Origin of the sequence: Paenibacillus sp. MAEPY2, from assembly GCF_000499205.1 — a bacterium.
Classification (GTDB): domain Bacteria; phylum Bacillota; class Bacilli; order Paenibacillales; family Paenibacillaceae; genus Paenibacillus; species Paenibacillus vandeheii.
In genome coordinates this window covers 48,028-66,979 of sequence record NZ_AWUK01000035.1, presented here as the reverse complement: position 1 = coordinate 66,979, position 18,952 = coordinate 48,028, and the positions used below count along the sequence as shown (strand labels likewise).

At 46.6% G+C, this 18,952-nt stretch carries 14 protein-coding genes; 13 read left to right on the top strand and 1 reads right to left on the bottom strand.

Features of this window, described 5'->3' with window-relative positions; all coding sequences use genetic code 11:
* Window positions 1–8 precede the first annotated feature (8 nt).
* From P364_RS37910 to P364_RS0125690, 11 genes are all read left to right on the top strand, one after another.
* On the top strand, window positions 9–161 hold the full coding sequence (locus P364_RS37910; protein WP_173405250.1) for a hypothetical protein: 153 nt from the start codon (window positions 9–11) through the stop codon (window positions 159–161).
* A gap of 74 nt (window positions 162–235) precedes the next feature.
* Window positions 236–733, top strand: a complete 498-nt coding sequence (locus P364_RS0125735) for a phage holin family protein (RefSeq protein WP_024632915.1) — start codon at window positions 236–238, stop codon at window positions 731–733.
* A 122-nt stretch (window positions 734–855) separates the two neighbouring features.
* A complete protein-coding gene (locus tag P364_RS0125730) occupies window positions 856–1,794 on the top strand; it encodes a glycoside hydrolase family 25 protein (protein ID WP_024632914.1) in 939 nt (312 codons plus the stop codon).
* Between the two features lie 814 nt (window positions 1,795–2,608).
* Window positions 2,609–4,261, top strand: coding sequence for an ABC transporter substrate-binding protein (locus P364_RS0125725; protein ID WP_024632913.1), 1,653 nt, complete (start codon window positions 2,609–2,611; stop codon window positions 4,259–4,261).
* Window positions 4,262–4,415: 154 nt separating this feature from the next.
* Window positions 4,416–5,420, top strand: coding sequence for an ABC transporter permease (locus tag P364_RS0125720; RefSeq protein ID WP_024632912.1), 1,005 nt, complete (start codon window positions 4,416–4,418; stop codon window positions 5,418–5,420).
* A 297-nt stretch (window positions 5,421–5,717) separates the two neighbouring features.
* A complete protein-coding gene (nikC, locus tag P364_RS0125715) occupies window positions 5,718–6,617 on the top strand; it encodes a nickel transporter permease (protein ID WP_024632911.1) in 900 nt (299 codons plus the stop codon).
* Window positions 6,618–7,866: 1,249 nt separating this feature from the next.
* Entirely contained in the window at window positions 7,867–9,747 is a 1,881-nt protein-coding gene (htpG, locus tag P364_RS0125710) for a molecular chaperone HtpG (protein ID WP_024632910.1), read from the top strand.
* A gap of 576 nt (window positions 9,748–10,323) precedes the next feature.
* The gene (locus P364_RS0125705) at window positions 10,324–11,739 is read left to right on the top strand and encodes a deoxyguanosinetriphosphate triphosphohydrolase family protein (RefSeq protein ID WP_024632909.1); all 1,416 of its coding nucleotides are present in this window, start codon (window positions 10,324–10,326) and stop codon (window positions 11,737–11,739) included.
* A 29-nt stretch (window positions 11,740–11,768) separates the two neighbouring features.
* Window positions 11,769–12,767 (top strand): MsnO8 family LLM class oxidoreductase, encoded by a 999-nt coding sequence (locus tag P364_RS0125700; protein ID WP_236642168.1) that lies wholly within the window; start codon window positions 11,769–11,771, stop codon window positions 12,765–12,767.
* A 361-nt stretch (window positions 12,768–13,128) separates the two neighbouring features.
* Window positions 13,129–14,841 (top strand): methyl-accepting chemotaxis protein, encoded by a 1,713-nt coding sequence (locus P364_RS0125695; RefSeq protein WP_024632907.1) that lies wholly within the window; start codon window positions 13,129–13,131, stop codon window positions 14,839–14,841.
* 39 nt (window positions 14,842–14,880) lie between these two features.
* Window positions 14,881–15,858 carry a TRM11 family SAM-dependent methyltransferase gene (locus P364_RS0125690; RefSeq protein WP_024632906.1) on the top strand — a complete coding sequence of 326 codons (978 nt, stop codon included), beginning with the start codon at window positions 14,881–14,883 and terminating at the stop codon, window positions 15,856–15,858.
* A gap of 136 nt (window positions 15,859–15,994) precedes the next feature.
* On the opposite strand, the gene P364_RS0125685 is transcribed toward P364_RS0125690, so the two are convergent.
* The gene (locus tag P364_RS0125685) at window positions 15,995–16,951 is read right to left on the bottom strand and encodes a D-2-hydroxyacid dehydrogenase (RefSeq protein WP_024632905.1); all 957 of its coding nucleotides are present in this window, start codon (window positions 16,949–16,951) and stop codon (window positions 15,995–15,997) included.
* 189 nt (window positions 16,952–17,140) lie between these two features.
* On the opposite strand from P364_RS0125685, the gene thpR reads away from it, so the two are divergent.
* Both thpR and P364_RS0125675 read left to right on the top strand, forming a co-directional pair.
* On the top strand, window positions 17,141–17,743 hold the full coding sequence (gene thpR / locus P364_RS0125680) for an RNA 2',3'-cyclic phosphodiesterase (protein ID WP_024632904.1): 603 nt from the start codon (window positions 17,141–17,143) through the stop codon (window positions 17,741–17,743).
* A gap of 130 nt (window positions 17,744–17,873) precedes the next feature.
* Entirely contained in the window at window positions 17,874–18,731 is an 858-nt protein-coding gene (locus P364_RS0125675; RefSeq protein WP_024632903.1) for a cell wall hydrolase, read from the top strand.
* Window positions 18,732–18,952 lie beyond the last annotated feature (221 nt).

The window sequence follows — 18,952 nt, the reverse complement described above, 5'->3', positions numbered from 1 at the left end:
TGGCTACCATGGAAGGTGGTGACACAATTATGATGGCTATGTTTTTTGCTCAACGTGTGATCTTGGGTAAAACCGAGTACAAAGCGGTACCCACTACTTTGCAACCTGATGTCAAAGAGATCCTGACCGATAGTGGTTTGGAGTTTCTGATTACTGAGTAACAAGTGTCCCGAAATCGGAGCGCTATTTTTATGCCCACTGAGGCTGGTATTTATAAACCTAAGGAGGTGAAACCATGGAACGATGGGACACCCTATGGAAATGGGGAATTGCACTCATGAGCAGCTCAGTAACCTACTTCTTCGGCGGCTGGTCAGGAGTGCTAGGTGTGTTACTCGTCTTCGTCATCCTCGATTACCTAACAGGCATTGCGGCGGCAGGGATGACTGGCAAGTTGGAAAGTAATGTTGGCATGTTCGGTATCGCCCGAAAGGTATTTATATTTGCAATGGTATCGGTGGCTCATCTGGTGGACGGTGTTCTGGGAGACGGACATTTGTTCAGGGATGCGGTCGCCTTTTTTTATATCGCGAATGAATTATTGTCTATCATTGAAAATGGGGGCAACCTGGGCGCACCAATTCCACCTGTGATCCGGCAGGCTATTGAAGTGCTCAAGGGCAAGGGAGGAACCGGGGAACTGCCCGGTAACTTCTCCCCGAGTGGCAAAGACTCTTTTTCACAGGCAGATCCAGATGACACAAATTCACAAACAAGAGATGGCACAAAGTAGCTACACCTAGCCATCCAAACTTACCTTTTACCAACAATCAGGACATGCACACAAGCAACCCCTGATCCCCAAGCATTAACTATATACAAACGGCAATTTGCCGCATAAAGGGTGTGAGAAACATGCAAACGAGAAGCTCGGGCAACACGCAGGGAATTGACGTCTCCCGTTACCAGGGCACGATCGATTGGGCCAAAGTGAAAGCAAACGGCATGACTTTTGTATTCATTAAGGCTACCGAAGGGCAGACGTACATCGACCCGAATTTCCAAAAAAACGTAACTGGCGCACTGGCGGCGGGCATGCTGGTCGGGACGTATCATTTTTTCCGCGCAACGACTACCGATGGTGCCAAGGCTGAAGCTGCGCATTATGCTACGACATTACAAAAAGTAGGAGGCGCGAAGGCGCTGCAATTACCTCCTGTCATGGACTACGAGAATAATCCGGGTAACCTGAGCAAAGCTCAGATTAACACGGTCGCCAAGGCTTTTTTAACGGAATTACAACGTCTCACAGGTGTAAAACCGATCATATACACGGGCAATTCATTTGCCGGAAATTTTGATACATCACTCAGCTCATACGATCTATGGATTGCGCGTTACAGCAACACGCGTGTACCGGATGACCAGTCTGCCTGGAAGCGTTGGACGTTCTGGCAGTATACGGACTCGGGCAAGGTGAGCGGGATCAGCGGCAACGTGGATATGAATGAGTTTGAAGGATCGGCAGCGGAATTGAGAGCGAGATATGCAACAGCAACACCAAAGCCGCCAGAGCCATCCGAACCGACCAATCCCACGAAACCAACCGAACCACCGAAAGGGGGCGAACCGATGACAGCCGAAGAGAAAGCAGCGTTTGATGCGTTGAAATCCCAGGTCGATAAACTGCAGGCGCGCCAGCAGATGGAAGTTCCAGTCTGGGCAAAAGCTGCCGTTGATGCAGCACTGGCATATGATACCAAAAATCCATTGTTCAGCATTGATAGTGGGGCGAGTTATGATTTTTACCGTTTTATCACGGTCATGTACCGCAGAGGTTTATTCAAAAAATAAGCTGACATAACTTAAAATACAAGTTGGACCCAGTTAAAAAAGAGAGAACACAACAAGGGACACACGACGTTTTTTGTCGAAGGGTGTTCCTTTTTTGTGTTTTATGTAAATGATATTAACATATATAATAAAGTTGAAGACTTATGTCCGTAAATCTCTTGTCTAATTGATGAATGTGATGTAAAGTAAGTTACACGAAATCGATTTTCACCACTGTTTAATTACACAATCCTCCTCATCATGACAAGACTTTAACATGAAAAGTTAATGTAATGTCTCCCTGTTGTAAAATCCATCATCTCTAGATCAATTTAACAACGTTTTGAAACAATTCAATCCAACCTGCTTGAGAAACCACTAAAATGTTCTGTTTACCAACTTTCTGTTCCAGCTAATCGCGACCATTAGATTTTTGCCAATGACACTTTAGACATGACGATCTAACTCCAAGTCAGATCCCAAACTCCACACCAGTCAACACAACCGTTCTCTCAAAATCAGACTTGTTCAGCGCCACAAAGTCGGTACCATTCTACTGTTGCTTATTGACCTAAGTTCAATTATTATGCAACAACCACAGACATTTAGAACTCGTCAAATCATCCGGAAAACTAACAAAATGTGTACGGTTACATCCCGTTTAACATTTCACATATGTGCCTCAACTTATCCAGATTTACATCACAGGTATCGAAGGCATTTAAAGCCTTTTATAAAATACAAAGCACCAAACCGAACCATTGTAATCATTGGAGTTTTTTCACGCCAGTATCACACACATTATGAGAGAGGGAAGGGTGTTGTACGTATGCGAATGAGAAAAAAATGGTTATCCGGGGTCATGGCCATGGCCATGAGCACAGTGTTGATTCTATCGGGCTGCTCCAGCGCAAGTAACGAGGGTACGGGTAACTCTCCTGCTCCAGCGGAAGGTAGCGAGCCTCCGGCAGAAGTTGCAGCACAGGATACGATGATTATGGGACGTGGCGGAGATTCGGTGGCGCTGGACCCGGCAATCGTTACAGACGGGGAGTCACTAAAGATTGGACATCAGGTATTCGACTCATTGCTGGACTACAAAGAAGGTGGAACCGAGGTTGTTCCGGGGCTAGCTGAGAGCTGGGAGATTTCGGCGGATGGACTCAAGTATGATTTCAAGCTGAAGTCCGGTGTAAAATTCCACGATGGTACCGACTTCAACGCAGAGGCTGTGGTGTTCAACTTCAACCGATGGAGTGATCCGGCCAGTGAATATAAATTCGAGGGGGATTCCTTCGATTATTACGATTCCATGTTTGGTCCGGAAGACGGACGCGTAATCAAGGAAGTAAAAGCGATTGACGAGACAACGGTCGAGTTCACCCTGAACCAGCCACAAGCGCCTTTCCTGCAAAACATTGCGATGACGCCATTTGGCATTGCAAGCCCAACCGCGATTCAGGAGAAAAAGGAAAATTTCAAAAGTGAGCCGGTAGGCACAGGCCCATTTGTGTTCAAAGAGTGGAAGCGGAACGACTCCATCACCCTGGAGAAGAATCCGAATTATTGGAAAGAGGGACTGCCGAAGCTGAACAAGGTGATCGTGCGTTCCATTCCGGATAACACGGCTCGCTTCAATGCGTTGCAAAATGGCGAGATTGATATCATGGAGGACCTGAACCCGGACGATCTGTCCATCCTTGAGGGGAATAGCGAGCTGCAAAAGATCGAACGTCCACCATTTAACGTGTCATACATTGGCTTCAACTTTAAGAAAAAACCGTTTGATAACGTGAAAGTAAGACAAGCCCTCAACCACGCGGTAAACAAACAGGGCATTATTGATGCTTTCTTTGCGGGACAAGCGCAGCCAGCGGTCAATCCGATGCCGCCAACGCTTTGGGGATATAACGACAGTATCGAGGACTACGCTTATGACTTGGAAAAAGCAAAAGCATTGCTTGCCGAAGCTGGCTACCCTGACGGATTGCCTGACCCGGTAACGTTCTATGCAATGCCGGTATCCCGGCCGTATATGCCTGACGGCAAGAAGGTCGCCGAAGCAATCCAGGCCGATTTTGAGAAAATCGGAGTGACCGTCAACATCGAATCACCGGAGTGGGCAACGTATCTGGATGATGCCAAAGCCGGGGAGAAAGACGACATTTACATGCTCGGTTGGACCGGTGATAACGGGGACCCGGATAACTTTCTGTACACGCTGCTGGATAAGGATGCGATCCCGGGCAACAACCGCAGCTTCTACGTCAACGAAGAATTGCATACGCTGCTGACGAGTGCGCAGAAAGAAACGGATCAGGACAAGCGTGCGGATCTGTACAAGCAGGCGCAAGTGATTATTAAGGAAGATGCTCCGTGGATTCCACTTGTGCACACCACACCTATTTTGGCAGGTAAAGCGAACCTGAAAGATTTTGTACCGTCCCCATTGGGTACGGAATCCTATGCCAATGCCTATTTTGAATAACTTATATACGAGCTGAAACTCATATTTTTACGATTCATTAGTCTAAAGCGCTGGCGAACACGTAATGCTTGGCAGAACCCACATCCGGATGTAACTATCTAAAGCATGCATGTCTGCCAGCGCTTTTTATACGTTAAAGGCAGGTGAATGAGGAGTGAACAGTTACATCGTCAAACGTGTACTCGTGTTACTGCCCGTGCTGCTGGGCATGACCTTGATCGTCTTTTCCATTATCCACGCCATTCCGGGTGATCCGGCAGAGACCATACTCGGGCAAAAGGCCACCGAACAATCCAAGCAAGCCCTGCGTGACCAGCTCGGACTGGACAAACCATGGTTTCAACAATATTTCGCTTATCTGGGCGATCTGTTTAAGGGAGATCTTGGCACATCCATTCGCACCAAGGTTCCCATTGCCCAGGAAATTGTGCCGTATCTGACAGCAACCCTCGAATTAACGATGGCAAGTATGCTGTTTGCGATCATCATAGGCGTGAATGCCGGGATCGTCAGCGCGTGGAAACATAACTCGTGGTTCGATTACTGCTGCATGGTCATTGCATTGGTTGGTGTATCGATGCCAATCTTCTGGCTTGGGTTGATGGAACAGTGGCTGTTTGCAAACAAACTGCACTGGCTGCCATCCATCGGCAGGATGAATGCGCGTGATCCGATTGAAGCCATTACGGGCTTGTACGTGCTGGATACAATGATTGCCGGACGGTGGGATCAGCTGTGGACGGTCACGAAACATTTGCTGCTGCCAAGTATCGCGCTCGGTACGATTCCGATGGCCGTTATTGCCCGGATGACGCGTTCCAGCATGCTGGAAGTGATGAGTTCGGATTATATCCGTACCGCGAAGGCGAAGGGACTCGGCCCTTTTTTCGTTGTATATGGACATGCGTTGAAAAATGCGTTTATTCCTGTGCTCACCGTCATCGGCATACAAACAGGATCTTTACTGGGGGGAGCCGTGCTGACCGAAACCATCTTTGCCTGGCCCGGTGTCGGTCGTTATATATATGAAGCAATTAGTTCGCGGGACTATCCGGTGATCCAGAGCGGTATTCTGATCGTGGCATTCTTCTTCGTGGTGATTAACCTGATTGTGGACTTATTGTACGCCGTATTTGATCCTCGAATTAGTTATAAATAGGAATTCATCATTTGGGTTGATGAATGGAACTTCATATAAGATAACTTTAAAAAATTACACGACACAAAGAGTCAGAACCAATCTGTAGAAGTGAAGCTAAAAGTTTTCTGGAAGAAAGCTGCTTCGAAAGCATAAGCTTCGCTTTTATCACCGAATTGTCACCTTTAAATAGGTGGATCAATAAAATCTGGGGTAACAGCGATCGAAAGATGGTACTGCAATCGTAATGCTTTAGTGTAAGTGTAATAGAACTCGTTAATCTTGTATTTCATTCATATCCAAGAAGGGAGACGCCGCATGGCCAAATTATCGACCAACACCGGAGCAACCGTTGACGCCGCGTCGGCACGCGCATCTGGTCCATGGCGGGAAGCGTGGAGAACGTTTCGGAGAAATCGGCTTGCGCTGGCAGGCTTGATCATTATCGTTTTTTTCATCCTGTTGGCCTTTGTGGCCCCGTATATTGCCCCGTATGACTACAAAGAGCAGGTACTCACAGATCGGCTGCAAGCCCCTTCGGCAGAGCATTGGTTTGGTACCGATGATCTCGGGCGTGACGTATTCTCCAGAGTGCTGCACGGAGCGCGCATTTCATTGTGGGTCGGCTTCTTTTCGGTTATTGGCTCTATTATTGCGGGTGCATTGCTCGGCCTGATTGCCGGGTATTATGGGAAGTGGGCTGACATGCTCATCTCGCGTTTGTTCGATATCTTGCTTGCTTTTCCAGCTATTCTGCTGGCAATCGCCATTGTTGCGATTCTGGGTCCATCCTTGCAGAACGCACTGCTCGCGATAGCGATCGTAAACATCCCGACCTACGGACGACTGGTACGTTCAAGGGTACTTAGCTTGAGACAGGAGGAATTTATTACATCGGCACGTACGCTGGGGGCTGGCAATATGCGAATTCTGTTCCGGCACATTTTGCCCAATAGCCTCACCCCGCTCATCGTACAAGGCACACTGGGGATTGGAACAGCGATTATTGAAGCAGCTGCACTTGGATTCCTCGGCATGGGTGCGCAACCACCTGATCCGGAATGGGGCAAAATGCTGTCGGATTCCCGCCAGTTTCTGCAAAAAGCGCCGTGGACGCTCATCTTCCCTGGACTTTCCATCATGTTCACCGTGCTCGGTTTCAATTTGCTCGGGGACGGCCTGCGCGATACCCTAGATCCAAAGATGGCCAAAAAGTAGCAGTTTGCATCTCTGGTTGCTTTTCTATATCAATTGAACTAAAGAATATTTACACTTGCCACTCCGATGACAGAAGAACCTTCCGATCGCTGTTATCCCCAAATTTTTTTAAAATCCCTAATATAAAGGGGGGAATCCGGGGATAAAGGCGAGGTGTATGCTTCCGATGCAGCTTTCTTTCAGAAAGCTTTTAGCTCCGCTTCTTCAGGTTATTTCTGTCCCTCCGTTATCGTGTAAATGTTTAGTTCAATTTATATAGTTTCAACTCTAGTTGCATCTCTAATTAAGTCTCCGACTCTGTTTCAAATCTAACGAACCTAGGAAGCATTATTCAACGATTTACTGCCAATTCCCCAGACTAACGAATTTCACACACCCTATTTTGCGAAAAACCTGCGGAAAGCCTCGAAAGGTTGGCAAAAGGTGAGAAATAGCGTGTCGACGATTCTTTAGATTATGAAATCATCCTATAAAGGCCAATTAACGTCTGTGAGGTTCGTTAGCGTGTGGCTTGCCAATACTGCACATACTCATTAATCTGTCCTCCAAGCCGGTTCGAACTTTGGTTCGGGGCGGCTTTTGTATTGCATGATGTATTGAGCTAAAATGGTTAGAGATGTGCAAAACTTGAAGTGTTATTCGATCATTTTGTTAAAATAACCGGCTTCGTATTGACACCCAATTTTCCCATATGTTATATAAAAGGAAGGGTTTAGCACTCTGACGAACGGAGTGCTAACAAATGATGTTTTTTACTACACGACTACATATGGAATGATTGTGTTTTTGAATATGGATAAAGTTAAACCTGAATAGGACATGCATGAGCGTGGAGGGGCTAGAAAAACTTGGCACGCAAGCGAGATTGATCAACAGATTTTTACTTGAAAAAAAATCGCAATGTTTAAAATCAGTTGATGAATGGTGCGGCAGCAGTGGAGGGGACGAAATCGATTCTGTAGAAGCGAAGCGCTCGCCTTTATCCCCTAATTTTAACCTTTGTAAAAGGGGATCAAGAAAATTAGGGGATAACAGCGATCGGAAGAACGATTCGTAACCGGAACGGCTAGATCGCAGAAAATCATGCACTTATTTTAAATGAGCAATAGAATGAATCATAAAAATCTGGGGATCAAAGCGATTGAAAGCTTTTCTAGCAATGTTACGGTCTGCATGAACAATTCAAAGGTTTGCTTTCTATATTCAATCTAATCATTCTATATCCAAATTTGAAAGGAGACACCCATTCATGGCTAAAAAAGAATTCCAGGCTGAATCCAAACGCTTGCTGGATATGATGATCAACTCCATTTACACCCAAAGAGAAATCTTTTTGAGAGAACTGATCTCCAACTCCAGTGACGCCATTGACAAAATATATTACAAAGCACTGACGGACGATACACTCGTCTTCAACAAAGAGGACTACTACATTAAGCTCACCATCGACAAAGAGAACCGTACGCTCACACTGACCGATACAGGAATCGGGATGACCCAGGAAGAGCTGGAGAACAATCTGGGGGTTATCGCGAAGAGTGGCTCGCTGGCGTTCAAGAAAGAGAATGAAGCCAAAGACGGACACAACATCATCGGACAATTCGGGGTTGGTTTCTACTCCGCATTCATGGTAGCGGACAAGCTGACTGTAACGAGTAAAACGCTGGGCAGCGACGAAGCATGGAAATGGGAATCCGAAGGCGCGGATGGGTACACGATCTCTCCAGCCGAGAAAGATTCCGTGGGTACGGAAATCGTCCTGACCATCAAACAAAATACCGAAGAAGATTCGTATGACGAATTTTTGGAAGAGTACCGCCTGAGATCCATCATCAAGAAATACTCCGACTTCATTCGCTACCCGATCAAGATGGATGTGACAGGTCAGCGACCAAAAGAGGGTACAGAGAACGAGTTCGAGGAGTACAAAGAAGAGCAAACCGTGAACAGTATGGTGCCGATTTGGCGTAAAAATAAAAGCGAATTGACTGAAGAAGACTACACCAACTTCTATATGGAAAAACGCTACGGTTTTGACAAACCGCTCAAACACCTGCACATCAGCGCAGATGGCGCAGTGGTATATAATGCGATCCTGTTTATCCCGGAGAACACTCCGTTTGATTATTATACAAAAGAGTATGAAAAAGGCCTTGAACTGTACTCTAACGGTGTATTGATTATGGACAAATGCGGTGACCTGCTGCCGGATTACTTCGGATTTGTCAAAGGTATGGTCGATTCGGAAGATCTGTCCCTGAACATTTCCCGTGAAATGCTGCAACATGACCGTCAGCTCAGCCTGATCGCGAAGAACATCAAGAACAAGATCAAGAGCCAGCTGCAAAGCCTGCTTAAGGATGAGCGTGAGAATTACGAGAAGTTCTATCAAGCGTTTGGCCGTCAGCTGAAGTATGGCGTATACAGTGACTATGGCGTGAACAAGGATACGTTGCAGGACCTGCTCTTGTTCTCTTCTTCCAAAGAGAAGAAACTGGTGAGCCTGGACGAGTATGTTTCCAGAATGCCGGAAGATCAGAAGTACATCTACTACGCATCAGGTGAATCCATTGAACGGATTGAGAAGCTGCCACAGATCGAGGGTGTACTCGACAAAGGCTATGAAGTCTTGTACTTTACTGACGACATCGACGAATTTGCAATTAAAATGATCACGAACTACAAGGAGAAAGAATTTAAATCCATCTCCAGCGGTGACCTGGGCATCGAGGACAGTGCAGATAAAGAAGAAACAGACGCACAGGACAACGACAACAAAGAGTTGTTCGAAGCGATGCAAGCGCAGCTCGGCGGCAAAGTAAAAGCTGTTAAAGCTTCCAAACGCCTGAGAAGCCATCCGGTATGTTTGTCCACCGAAGGTGAGCTGACGATTGAAATGGAGAAAATCCTGAAAGCTATGCCGAACAGTGAAAATGTACAGGCAGATAAAGTGCTGGAGATCAACGTAAATCACGATGTCTTCAAATCCCTGAAAGACGCATTTGCACAGGATAAAGAAAAACTGAGCCTTTATACAAGCTTGCTGTATCATCAAGCATTGCTGATCGAAGGACTGCCAATTCAAGATCCGGTAGAGTTCACCAACGATATCTGCAAGGTTATGGTCTAAACCATAATTACCACCCCGACAGGGCACTTCCGCCCTGTCGTTTTTTTATTTTCACCTTTCCTATTGCGGGGAGGGGATGGGGAAGACAGACTATTAATGAAGTGATGAAATAAACAATTTAATGGTATTCTTTAGCCTCTCAAAGTCTTGATTGAAGTCCCCCTTTATAGGGATGTAATTTCATTTTAGATTGGGTGTGAATCAAACAGCGAAAGTAGTGAAGGGGACGGAATCGATTCTGAAGAAGCGAAGCGTTCGCCTTTATTCCCGAATTTCACCCTTTCTAAAGGGAATCAAAGAAATTTGGGAATAACAGCGATCAAAAGAACGATCCGTAACCGGAACGGCCACGCAAACTGTATAAGGCACTTTTTTCGTCATAAGTTACTTTCAATATTAATCATTACCTTTTAGGTGCACGGATGATAGTCTGACAGGGTATAATAAGAGAAGACGACTGTGCATCACAAGTTGATGTGAGAAGAGATGACAATCGCAGACAGGTTTTGCTTTTCGAAACTGCAGAATATGTGTATAATCACTCAAAATAGAGACAGTCGGCTAGGAGTGATCAACATGCAATGGAACGATCTGAGAGAACATAGACAATATCCTGAACTAACGAAACTGGATGGGGTTCGTGCAGCCTATGAGCGCGACTATTCCAGACTGATACATTCACCGACCTTCCGTCGGCTGCAGGGCAAATCACAGGTGTTTGGTGCAGGAACGGGCGATTATTATCGCACACGATTGACCCACTCCCTGGAGGTGGCGCAGATTGCACGAGAAGCGGCAAGAAGCTTGCTGCGACGCTACCCGGAGGTGGAGTTGAACCAGGCAGACAGCCCGGGACTGATTATTGATTCGGAAGTGGTGGAGTGTGCCGCGATTGCGCATGACTTCGGTCACCCGCCTTTTGGGCATAAAGGAGAAGAGGTACTGGATGGTATCCTCGATGATCTCATTAACACTGAGGTCAAGAAAATCATGAAGAAAAATCGTGGGGCGAAATCACCCCAACCGGAACAGGAGATTCGTGCAGAGCTGAAGCGGAAATATGAGCATTTTGAAGGCAACGCACATAACTTCCGTCTCATTATGTACTTGGAGAAACGGGAGGATATCGATGGACTGAACCTGTCCGATGCAGTACTGCTCGGCATCAACAAGTATCCGTATCCTGGTACGGAGAGCAAGAAGGGCATGTACCATCATGAATGGCAGTATATCCGCGAGATTCGCAATCGTTGGGATATTCCTGCTGGCAAAAAGACGCTGGAAGCACAGCTGATGGACCTCTGCGACGATATTGCCTATTCCGCACATGATCTGGAAGATGGCATCAAGGCAGGCAAAATCGAAGTACATGAGCATTTCCTGCAAGATCCGCATATCAATCGACTGATTGTGGATAAGATTACAACGCTGGAGGATCTGTTCTGGAACGGATGGACAAGGGAAGCGATTGGCAAAAAAGTCGAAGAAGTCCTTGCTTCGTTCCTGCGCATCTGGAATGAAAAGATGCCATTCTGTGAGCATGACTACTCACGCACCCGCCGGGAGGTCAAAGCTTACTGGGTCAGTCTTTTTGTCGCAAGTCTGGGAGTTATTGATAACGGAGACTGGAAAAAGGTAACGTTTGTCCGTGAAGGTGCCGAGGATCTCGATATGCTGCGCACGGTGAGTGTGCTCAAGAGCTTTGCCTGGGTGACCATGATTCGTGACCTGCGTGTGCAGAGGTTGCAAAAGCGCAGTGAATGGATGATTAAGCGTCTGTGGGATGCTTTCCTTGATCCTGAAACGTCCAAATCCATTATTCCGTCCGATTGGCTGCAACGCTATGAGAAGGATCAGGCGAAGGCGAACCCGATCTGGACCTGGGAGCACATGGTGATTGATTATATTGCCGGGATGACGGATGCATTTGCCGAGAAAATATACAATGAACTTTACGGTCTCAAGGTCGGTTCCATCTACGATCTGGACTAAGATAAGCGTGACGAAGGGAGATGAGACGCTTGGGTGCGAACATCAGTGGAAAATACAATCTGGGCGTACTTGACCTTGTTCCAAGGCTGAACGGAGCCGCAGCAGAACAGGCGCTGCAACAATCCGTTACACTTGCGCAGCGTGCTGAAGAGTGGGGCTATTCGAGATATTGGACGTCTGAGCATCATGACATGGATGAACTGGCATCGGCATCGCCGGAAGTGCTGCTTGCCCATATTGGCGCACGAACGAACACGATTCAGCTTGGTTCCGGTGCTGTGCTGTTACCGCACTATAGCCCGCTTAAGGTAGCAGAGTCGTTCCGATTGTTGGCGGCGCTCTATCCGGGGCGCATCGAACTAGGCTTGGGACGTGCTCCTGGGGGCGGCCCCCATGCGACAATGGCTCTGAGTGGCAATTACTTGCAACATGTGTCCAAGCTGCCTGAATCGCTCGCAGCACTGACCGAACTGCTGGAAGACCGTTACACCTATGAAGAGCATCCGGTGACGGCCCGACCGATTCCGGAGTTTCCGTTATCCTTATGGATGCTAGGTACCAACGTAAAAAGTGCCGAGTTTGCCGCCCGTTTTGGTATGGGGTATGTATTCGGACAATTTATGAGTGACACGGATGGTACAGAGGCTGTGCGGCGTTATCGGGAGGGGTTTATCCCCAGCGCCAACAGGAAAGAACCGGAGGTTATGGTTGCGGTCAGTGTTCTGTGTGCGGAGACGCAGGAAGAGGCGGTGTCCTGGAGCCGCGAGATGGCAGAGAGACGCAGAGCCGGAGGGAAAGAGCATTCGACGCAGTCTGACATTGCCAACACGAGTACCCGCTCCAACGACAACAGTGCCGATGCTGATGGGAAAGAAGTACAACGACATTACGCCGGCACACCTGCACAGGTTTGGAACCAATTACAGCAGGTGTGCCACAGACTGGACACGGATCGGCTGCTTGTGGTGACCACTGGACCGGATTACGAGCGAAGGTTGGCCTCATACAAGTTACTTGCGAACGCATAAGGGTGGCTTGTTAGCTGTTATGATACAAAGAATGGCGGGTTCCATACCTGCCCCTCTGTTAGATTCAAATCTTATGAGCTGCAGATCGGATATTTGCCGTATGCTGCAGCTCTTTTTTGTTTCATTTTAGTCTAAATTTTACATGGTTCGATTCCATTCAACAGGTAATGTGGAATAATCACAAGATTTTACAAAATAAAGCATGTTTAAAACAAAAGAATGTTATAATACTTTACGTCTCTTTTCCTATAGATATAATATAGAAAAGAGTATTTTGCAAGATGCCAAAAGAAGGGTAAAACAACGACAAAAGCACCTAAAATACGGAAGTGGCCGAAGATGGGCACAAGGGGGAAATCATATGTTCAGCAGATTCAGGATCAAGAGTATCGGTCTGCGTATCAGCATCGCGTTCTATCTATTAATCCTCTGTTTAATTCTTCTTAGTGTCACGATTGTTACGCAAATGAACTCAATGGAAAAAGACACGAATATGATCACCAATAACTGGATGCCCTCCATCCAGCAGATTAACCGTTTGAATTATACAACAGAACATATTTTGTCATTGAGCTATCGCCATTATGATGCACAGGCAGGGGCCAAAGCAGACCTCGCTGAAGAGCGCACCAAAAACATTCGCGAAACGGCTCAGGCTATTAAAATATATGATCAACAGGAAAAGATGGCTGAAGAAAAAGAACATTGGGAAGCATTCAAGATGAAGTGGGAAGCTTATCTCAAGATTAATACGCAATCCATTAAGTTGAGTGACGAAGGTCAGGAACAACTGGCTAAGGAAGTTTCGGAAAAAGGGGCAGCATCCTTCGATGCCATGCAAGTCCATCTGGACTATCTGGTGAATTACAATCAGGAGCAGTCCGATCTCTCTGCGGCTCAGACGATCAGATCCGTCCAGGATGGCCGAATCATTATCGTCATTGGTGTACTGGTGATGATTCTCATCACGGCAATCAGTATCCCGATCATCCGTTCACAAGTCGTGAAACCGCTGCTTCGAGTAATCAGTGCTGTGAAACTGATTGCGGAAGGTCAATTGAATGTTCAGGACATACATACCAAACATGAAGACGAGGTTGGTGTGCTTGCCAAAGCCGTAAACGACATGAAAGGTAATCTGACCTCCATGGTATTGAATGTTAGACGGATTGCTGAAGCCGTCAACCGTCAAAGCAGCGAATTGGCCATTTCTTCTGAAGAGGTTAAGATTGGCAGTCGCCAAATTGCCATAACGATGGAAGAGTCGGCCAAAGCAGCAGAGAGTCAAGCGGAAACGGCTGTTGAATCTGCTCGTACCGTCGAGGGACTGAACGAACATATTCAGCAACATTCGGAGCAGGGAAACCAGCTTCGCTTGATGTCAGACCTTATTCTGAAACAAGGACTGACCGGCCGCGAGTCCATGGAGCAATCCGTGAACCAGATGCAGCAGATTGCTGGGACAGTTTCGTCTTCCATGCACAAGATGGAACAGCTGGATCGCAAAAACGAAGATATATCGCAGTTGGTTCAAGTCATTCATGACATTGCGCGCCAAACCAACCTGCTCGCATTGAATGCTTCCATCGAAGCTGCCCGTGCAGGAGAGAGTGGACGCGGATTTGCAGTTGTTGCAGCAGAAGTGCGTAAATTGTCCGAAGCCGTTCGGACATCTGTAGAAGAGATTACCGTCATCACGGAGGATATTCAGAAGGATTCCCAGGGTGTGGTTGAGGAATTGCGAACAGGTGTACTGGAGACAGAGCGCGGGCAGCAGCAAGTACGTAATTCCGGCAATCTGTTCCGTACCATTAGTGAGTCGGTAGAGGGCATGGTTCAGGTTATTGGTACAATGACGGATGGTCTGGAGGGCATGCAGGAGGCGAGTGGACGCATGAACGATTTCAGTCAACAAATTTCGGCAGTATCGGAGGAATCCGCGGCCAGTGTAGAGGAAGTGTCAGCGTCGGCTGAGGAACAAGTGAGCTCCATGGAAACGATTAGCGGCAATATTCAAACCTTGAAAGAATTGTCCGAAGACCTACTTGTTTCCATTGAAAAATTAAAAATATAACCTCTTCTTATAATAGAAGAAACATGAAGGACGGCTACCATGTTGAGCTCTACAAACAGCAAGGATTCAGTTGCTGGAAGTTACGTATACACCTTTGCTTGCCATGAGAATGAACGTGCTTTATGTGAACTGGAGTTGGAAACGATGCTCGTTCCTGGCACAGATATTCATTCCGGTGATCATGCTTATGTTCGCTCCAATCTATGTATCCCACCAGGTAGAAGTCCATTTGTCCGAGGCAGACTGGATATGATGGCTGAAGCAGATACGGTGGAGGGCTTGAAGCCTGCGGCTTCACAAATCGATCTGTCTTCTGGTGAAACGTTCAAGGTTGTCTGCCTGAAAGAGGGAGATGACATGCCGGATTATGCGCATTCCCGTTTGCTGGAAAAAGAACTGGGCATGTGTATTAGAGGCAAAGCGATGATGAAACAGCCTGATGTGACTTTCGGACTAATCCATGCGAATGGGAAATGGCTCCTTGGTCAATGGACAGAAGCTGATCGCTCGTGGCAAACCCATCATCAGAAGCCGCAAAATTATTCCACAGGCCTGGGTGTAACGTTAGCCAGAGCATTGGTCAATATTGCGATTCCGCAAGTGCAGGGGCGTCAGTTACTCGATCCGTGCTGCGGAATGGGAACGGTTGTCATTGAAGCATTGTCGTTGGGCATTGAGGCAAAGGGAAATGATTTGAACCCTTTGGCGGTACAGGGTGCGCGCATTAATCTTCCTCATTATGGTTATGATCCAGCCATAATTACCCTCGGAGATATGAATGATCTGGAAGGGACATACGATGCAGCCATCCTGGACATGCCTTACAATCTGTGCTCGGTTCTTCCGGATGAGGAACAACTTGCCATGTTAACTAGTCTGCGTAAGCTGACAGGACGGGCAGTTATCGTTTCCACCGAATGGGTGGAGGGGCACATTCTGGATGCCGGGTGGAACATCGATCAGTATCGAACGGTGAGCAAAGGCACGTTTATACGTCACATTTGGCTATGTACTTAACACGATTGTATTGAAAATAACAGAAAAAACCTCCACACGGGAAAAAATCCATTTTCCGGTGTGGAGGTTTTTGATTTTCATAGGAAAAATACCTCACATGGATTTGTACAATTTCACATAGGAACATCAAGCGTTTTTAGTATTTATGACTATAATTTACCAGATTGACAGGCAGGGGCTTTCCGTCGATATACGCTTTCAGATTTTGCACAAAAATATCAAGAGCCCGTTCGGTGTATTGTTCTGTACTTCCAGCAATGTGTGGCGTAATCAGGACGTTTTCCTTACTCCACAGGGGATGGTCGGAAGGCAGTGGTTCCTCCTCGAATACATCAAGTGCAGCAAAGGCAACCTGTCCACTGTCCAGTGAATCCAGCAGGGCTTCCGTATTCACGCTTGGACCACGTCCCACATTGACGAAGCAGGTACCGGATTTGAAATGTTCAAATGCAGCCTGATTATAAATATGATGGGTTTCATCTGTAAGTGGCAAAATATTAATGACGTAATCGCCTTGACTCAGTGCTTCATGCAGACCAGACATATTGTACATTTGGTCTACATTCGGAACGTCCTTTCCGGAGCGCCGAACCCCAATTACGTTCATGCCCAATGCTTTGAGAATGCGCGCGGTTTCTGATCCGATCTCTCCTACACCGACGATAACAGCTGTTTTTCCATGCAATTCCGGAAGCGCTTTGCCTGGTGATTTCCACTCCGCCTGCTGCTGATGCAGCATCGCTTGTCTGAGCCAGCGGCTGTGGGACAACATCATGCCCAAAATAATCTCGGTAATGGGAATGGCATGTACGCCATTAGCACTGGTTAATGAAATTCCTTTTTGTTCCAGATCAGAGAATGGAAGGTTGTCCACACCTGCGGACCAGACTTGAACCCATTTGAGAGGGCTGTTTTCTTTGAGTGCATGCTCGGTTACGAGAGGAGACCAGCCTACGATAATTTCGGCTTCTTTTAACTCCGATGTATTAATCTCTTTGGCTTTGCCAATCGTAAGTGTATAACCTGGCGCTGCATCCAGAATCCGTTGCTGCTGTTTCGTGGACAGGGATGGAAAACATACAATTTTACCCATAGTTAGTGGCCTCCTGAATTCAAATATGTTGTGGTTTTAGTTTAGCAGAAAAGAAGGTGATGTGCGTAAAAGGCAGGAATACAGCCTCATGTGCAAATCCCAAAAATTGTGTCACTCTATAATTAACCAACTTGAAACCATAGAGACGACTAGGAAATAATAAAACGAACTTTAGAAGAGGTGTTTACCATGAGTAAATATTCATATACGGATCTTCCATCCCGACGGGAACGATTATTCACTGCACTTCGGGTGCCTGCACCCATTCAGAACTCACTTCGGATGACTGCCGAACAAGTGCAAGGAAAGCTTGATTTTCGCAAGTGGACCGATTATAGAGATTATCATATTACATTGCAATTTCTGGGAGATACCCTTGTTAGTGACATTGGACATCTTCGGAAAACGCTGCGCTCGGCGACGGACGGATTTCAGCCTTTTGAGCTGCAATTATCCGGATGGGGAACGTTTGGGTTAAAAGAGGCACCAAAGGTGCTGTGGAAAGGTGTTGAGGGAGATATGGATCAACTTCATCTTCTACAAAAACGGATTGTGGACGCAACTTCCTCCCTCGGATTCGAGGCCGAATTAAGACCGTATTCTCCTCATATTACGATTGCGCGTAAATTTATGGGTAAGGACCCAGGAAATGAAGATAAAGGGATATTTGGAGTGCTTCCTGAAGACTTTTTGGGTGTTAATTCTTGGATGGTACAAGATTTTGTGCTTTATGTGACACAGCCAGGTCAGTCGCCGATGTATGAGGTCGTGGATGCGTTTTCTTTTTCCTGAAACTCATGGATATGACATAAAATCACATTGACATTACGTTATTCCCTATGTAATATTAGCCAACGTTATTCAAATTCTTTTTTTGTGGTTACTTAGATTAGGGAATTGTTTCGACAGGAGGAATCTTCGAATGGATATTATAAGCAAGAATCGTTGGGTGGCACCGATGTTATCTGTGCTGCTTGTATGTATAGTGGGGGCTAATGTCGTTCAGGCGACTGGAAAGTGGAATGAGGCAAGTGATAGCAAACAGATGACTGAACTTGCGGGTTCGGCAGAAAATAGCGAAAATTCTTTTAGCGAAGACAGGCGAATGATGGGAGACGGGACAAGTCTGTCTGCTGATGCGTCTATTCAGGCCGATTACTGGACCCAATCGCTCCCAGCCAAAAACTGGCTGACGGCTGCTCAGGAAGAGCAGGAACAGAAAGAAGCCAAGGCTAAACATGCGGCCCGAGCGGCAGCTGCGGCCAAAGCGAAAAAAGAGGCAGCTCTGAAATTGGCCAAAGTAGAGCGTGCCAAAGCGGTAGCTGCAATTACGACTCCCCCCCAAAAACTTTACTTTACACGGACCAAACTTCTGAACCAGGAAGACTCGAAACTTGCAGCCTGGTCATACAGTGTGTCCGATAAAGAGCTGCTTCTGCTGCAAAAAATCGTCATGGCAGAGGCGGAAGGTGAACCGTACGAAGGCAAAGTGGCAGTTGCCAATGTTGTCTTAAACCGGCTGCGGTCAGCCAATTTTCCCGATACTATTTACAAAGTTATCTATCAAAAATCCCAATTCAGTCCTGTAGCGAACGGGCGCTTGAAACGTGTTACTCCCAATGAGGACAGTATCAAGGCTGTTAATGCAGCGTTGAATGGGAAAAAGGAAGTCGCCGATGATACGTATTATTTCTTGTCATTGACGCTTGCGGATGATCTGACAGTGGCTCGTTCTCAGAAAAAAGTAAAAACGATTGGGCATCATACTTTTTACAAGTAATTGACCTTTAAATTCTGCAAACAGGCAGGGTAGTTAACTATGTATTCACTACATAGACCTCGAAAAGCCCTGTAATACAGTTTTATTTCATCGTTTTTAATTGAATTGTTGATGAGGGCTTGTTATTTAAATTACCCTTTTTTCCAGCAAATCATACGGAGATATGAAGGAAATAAAAGAAGGTTCCCTTCCGGATCAATGGAGGGGAACCTTCTTTATGC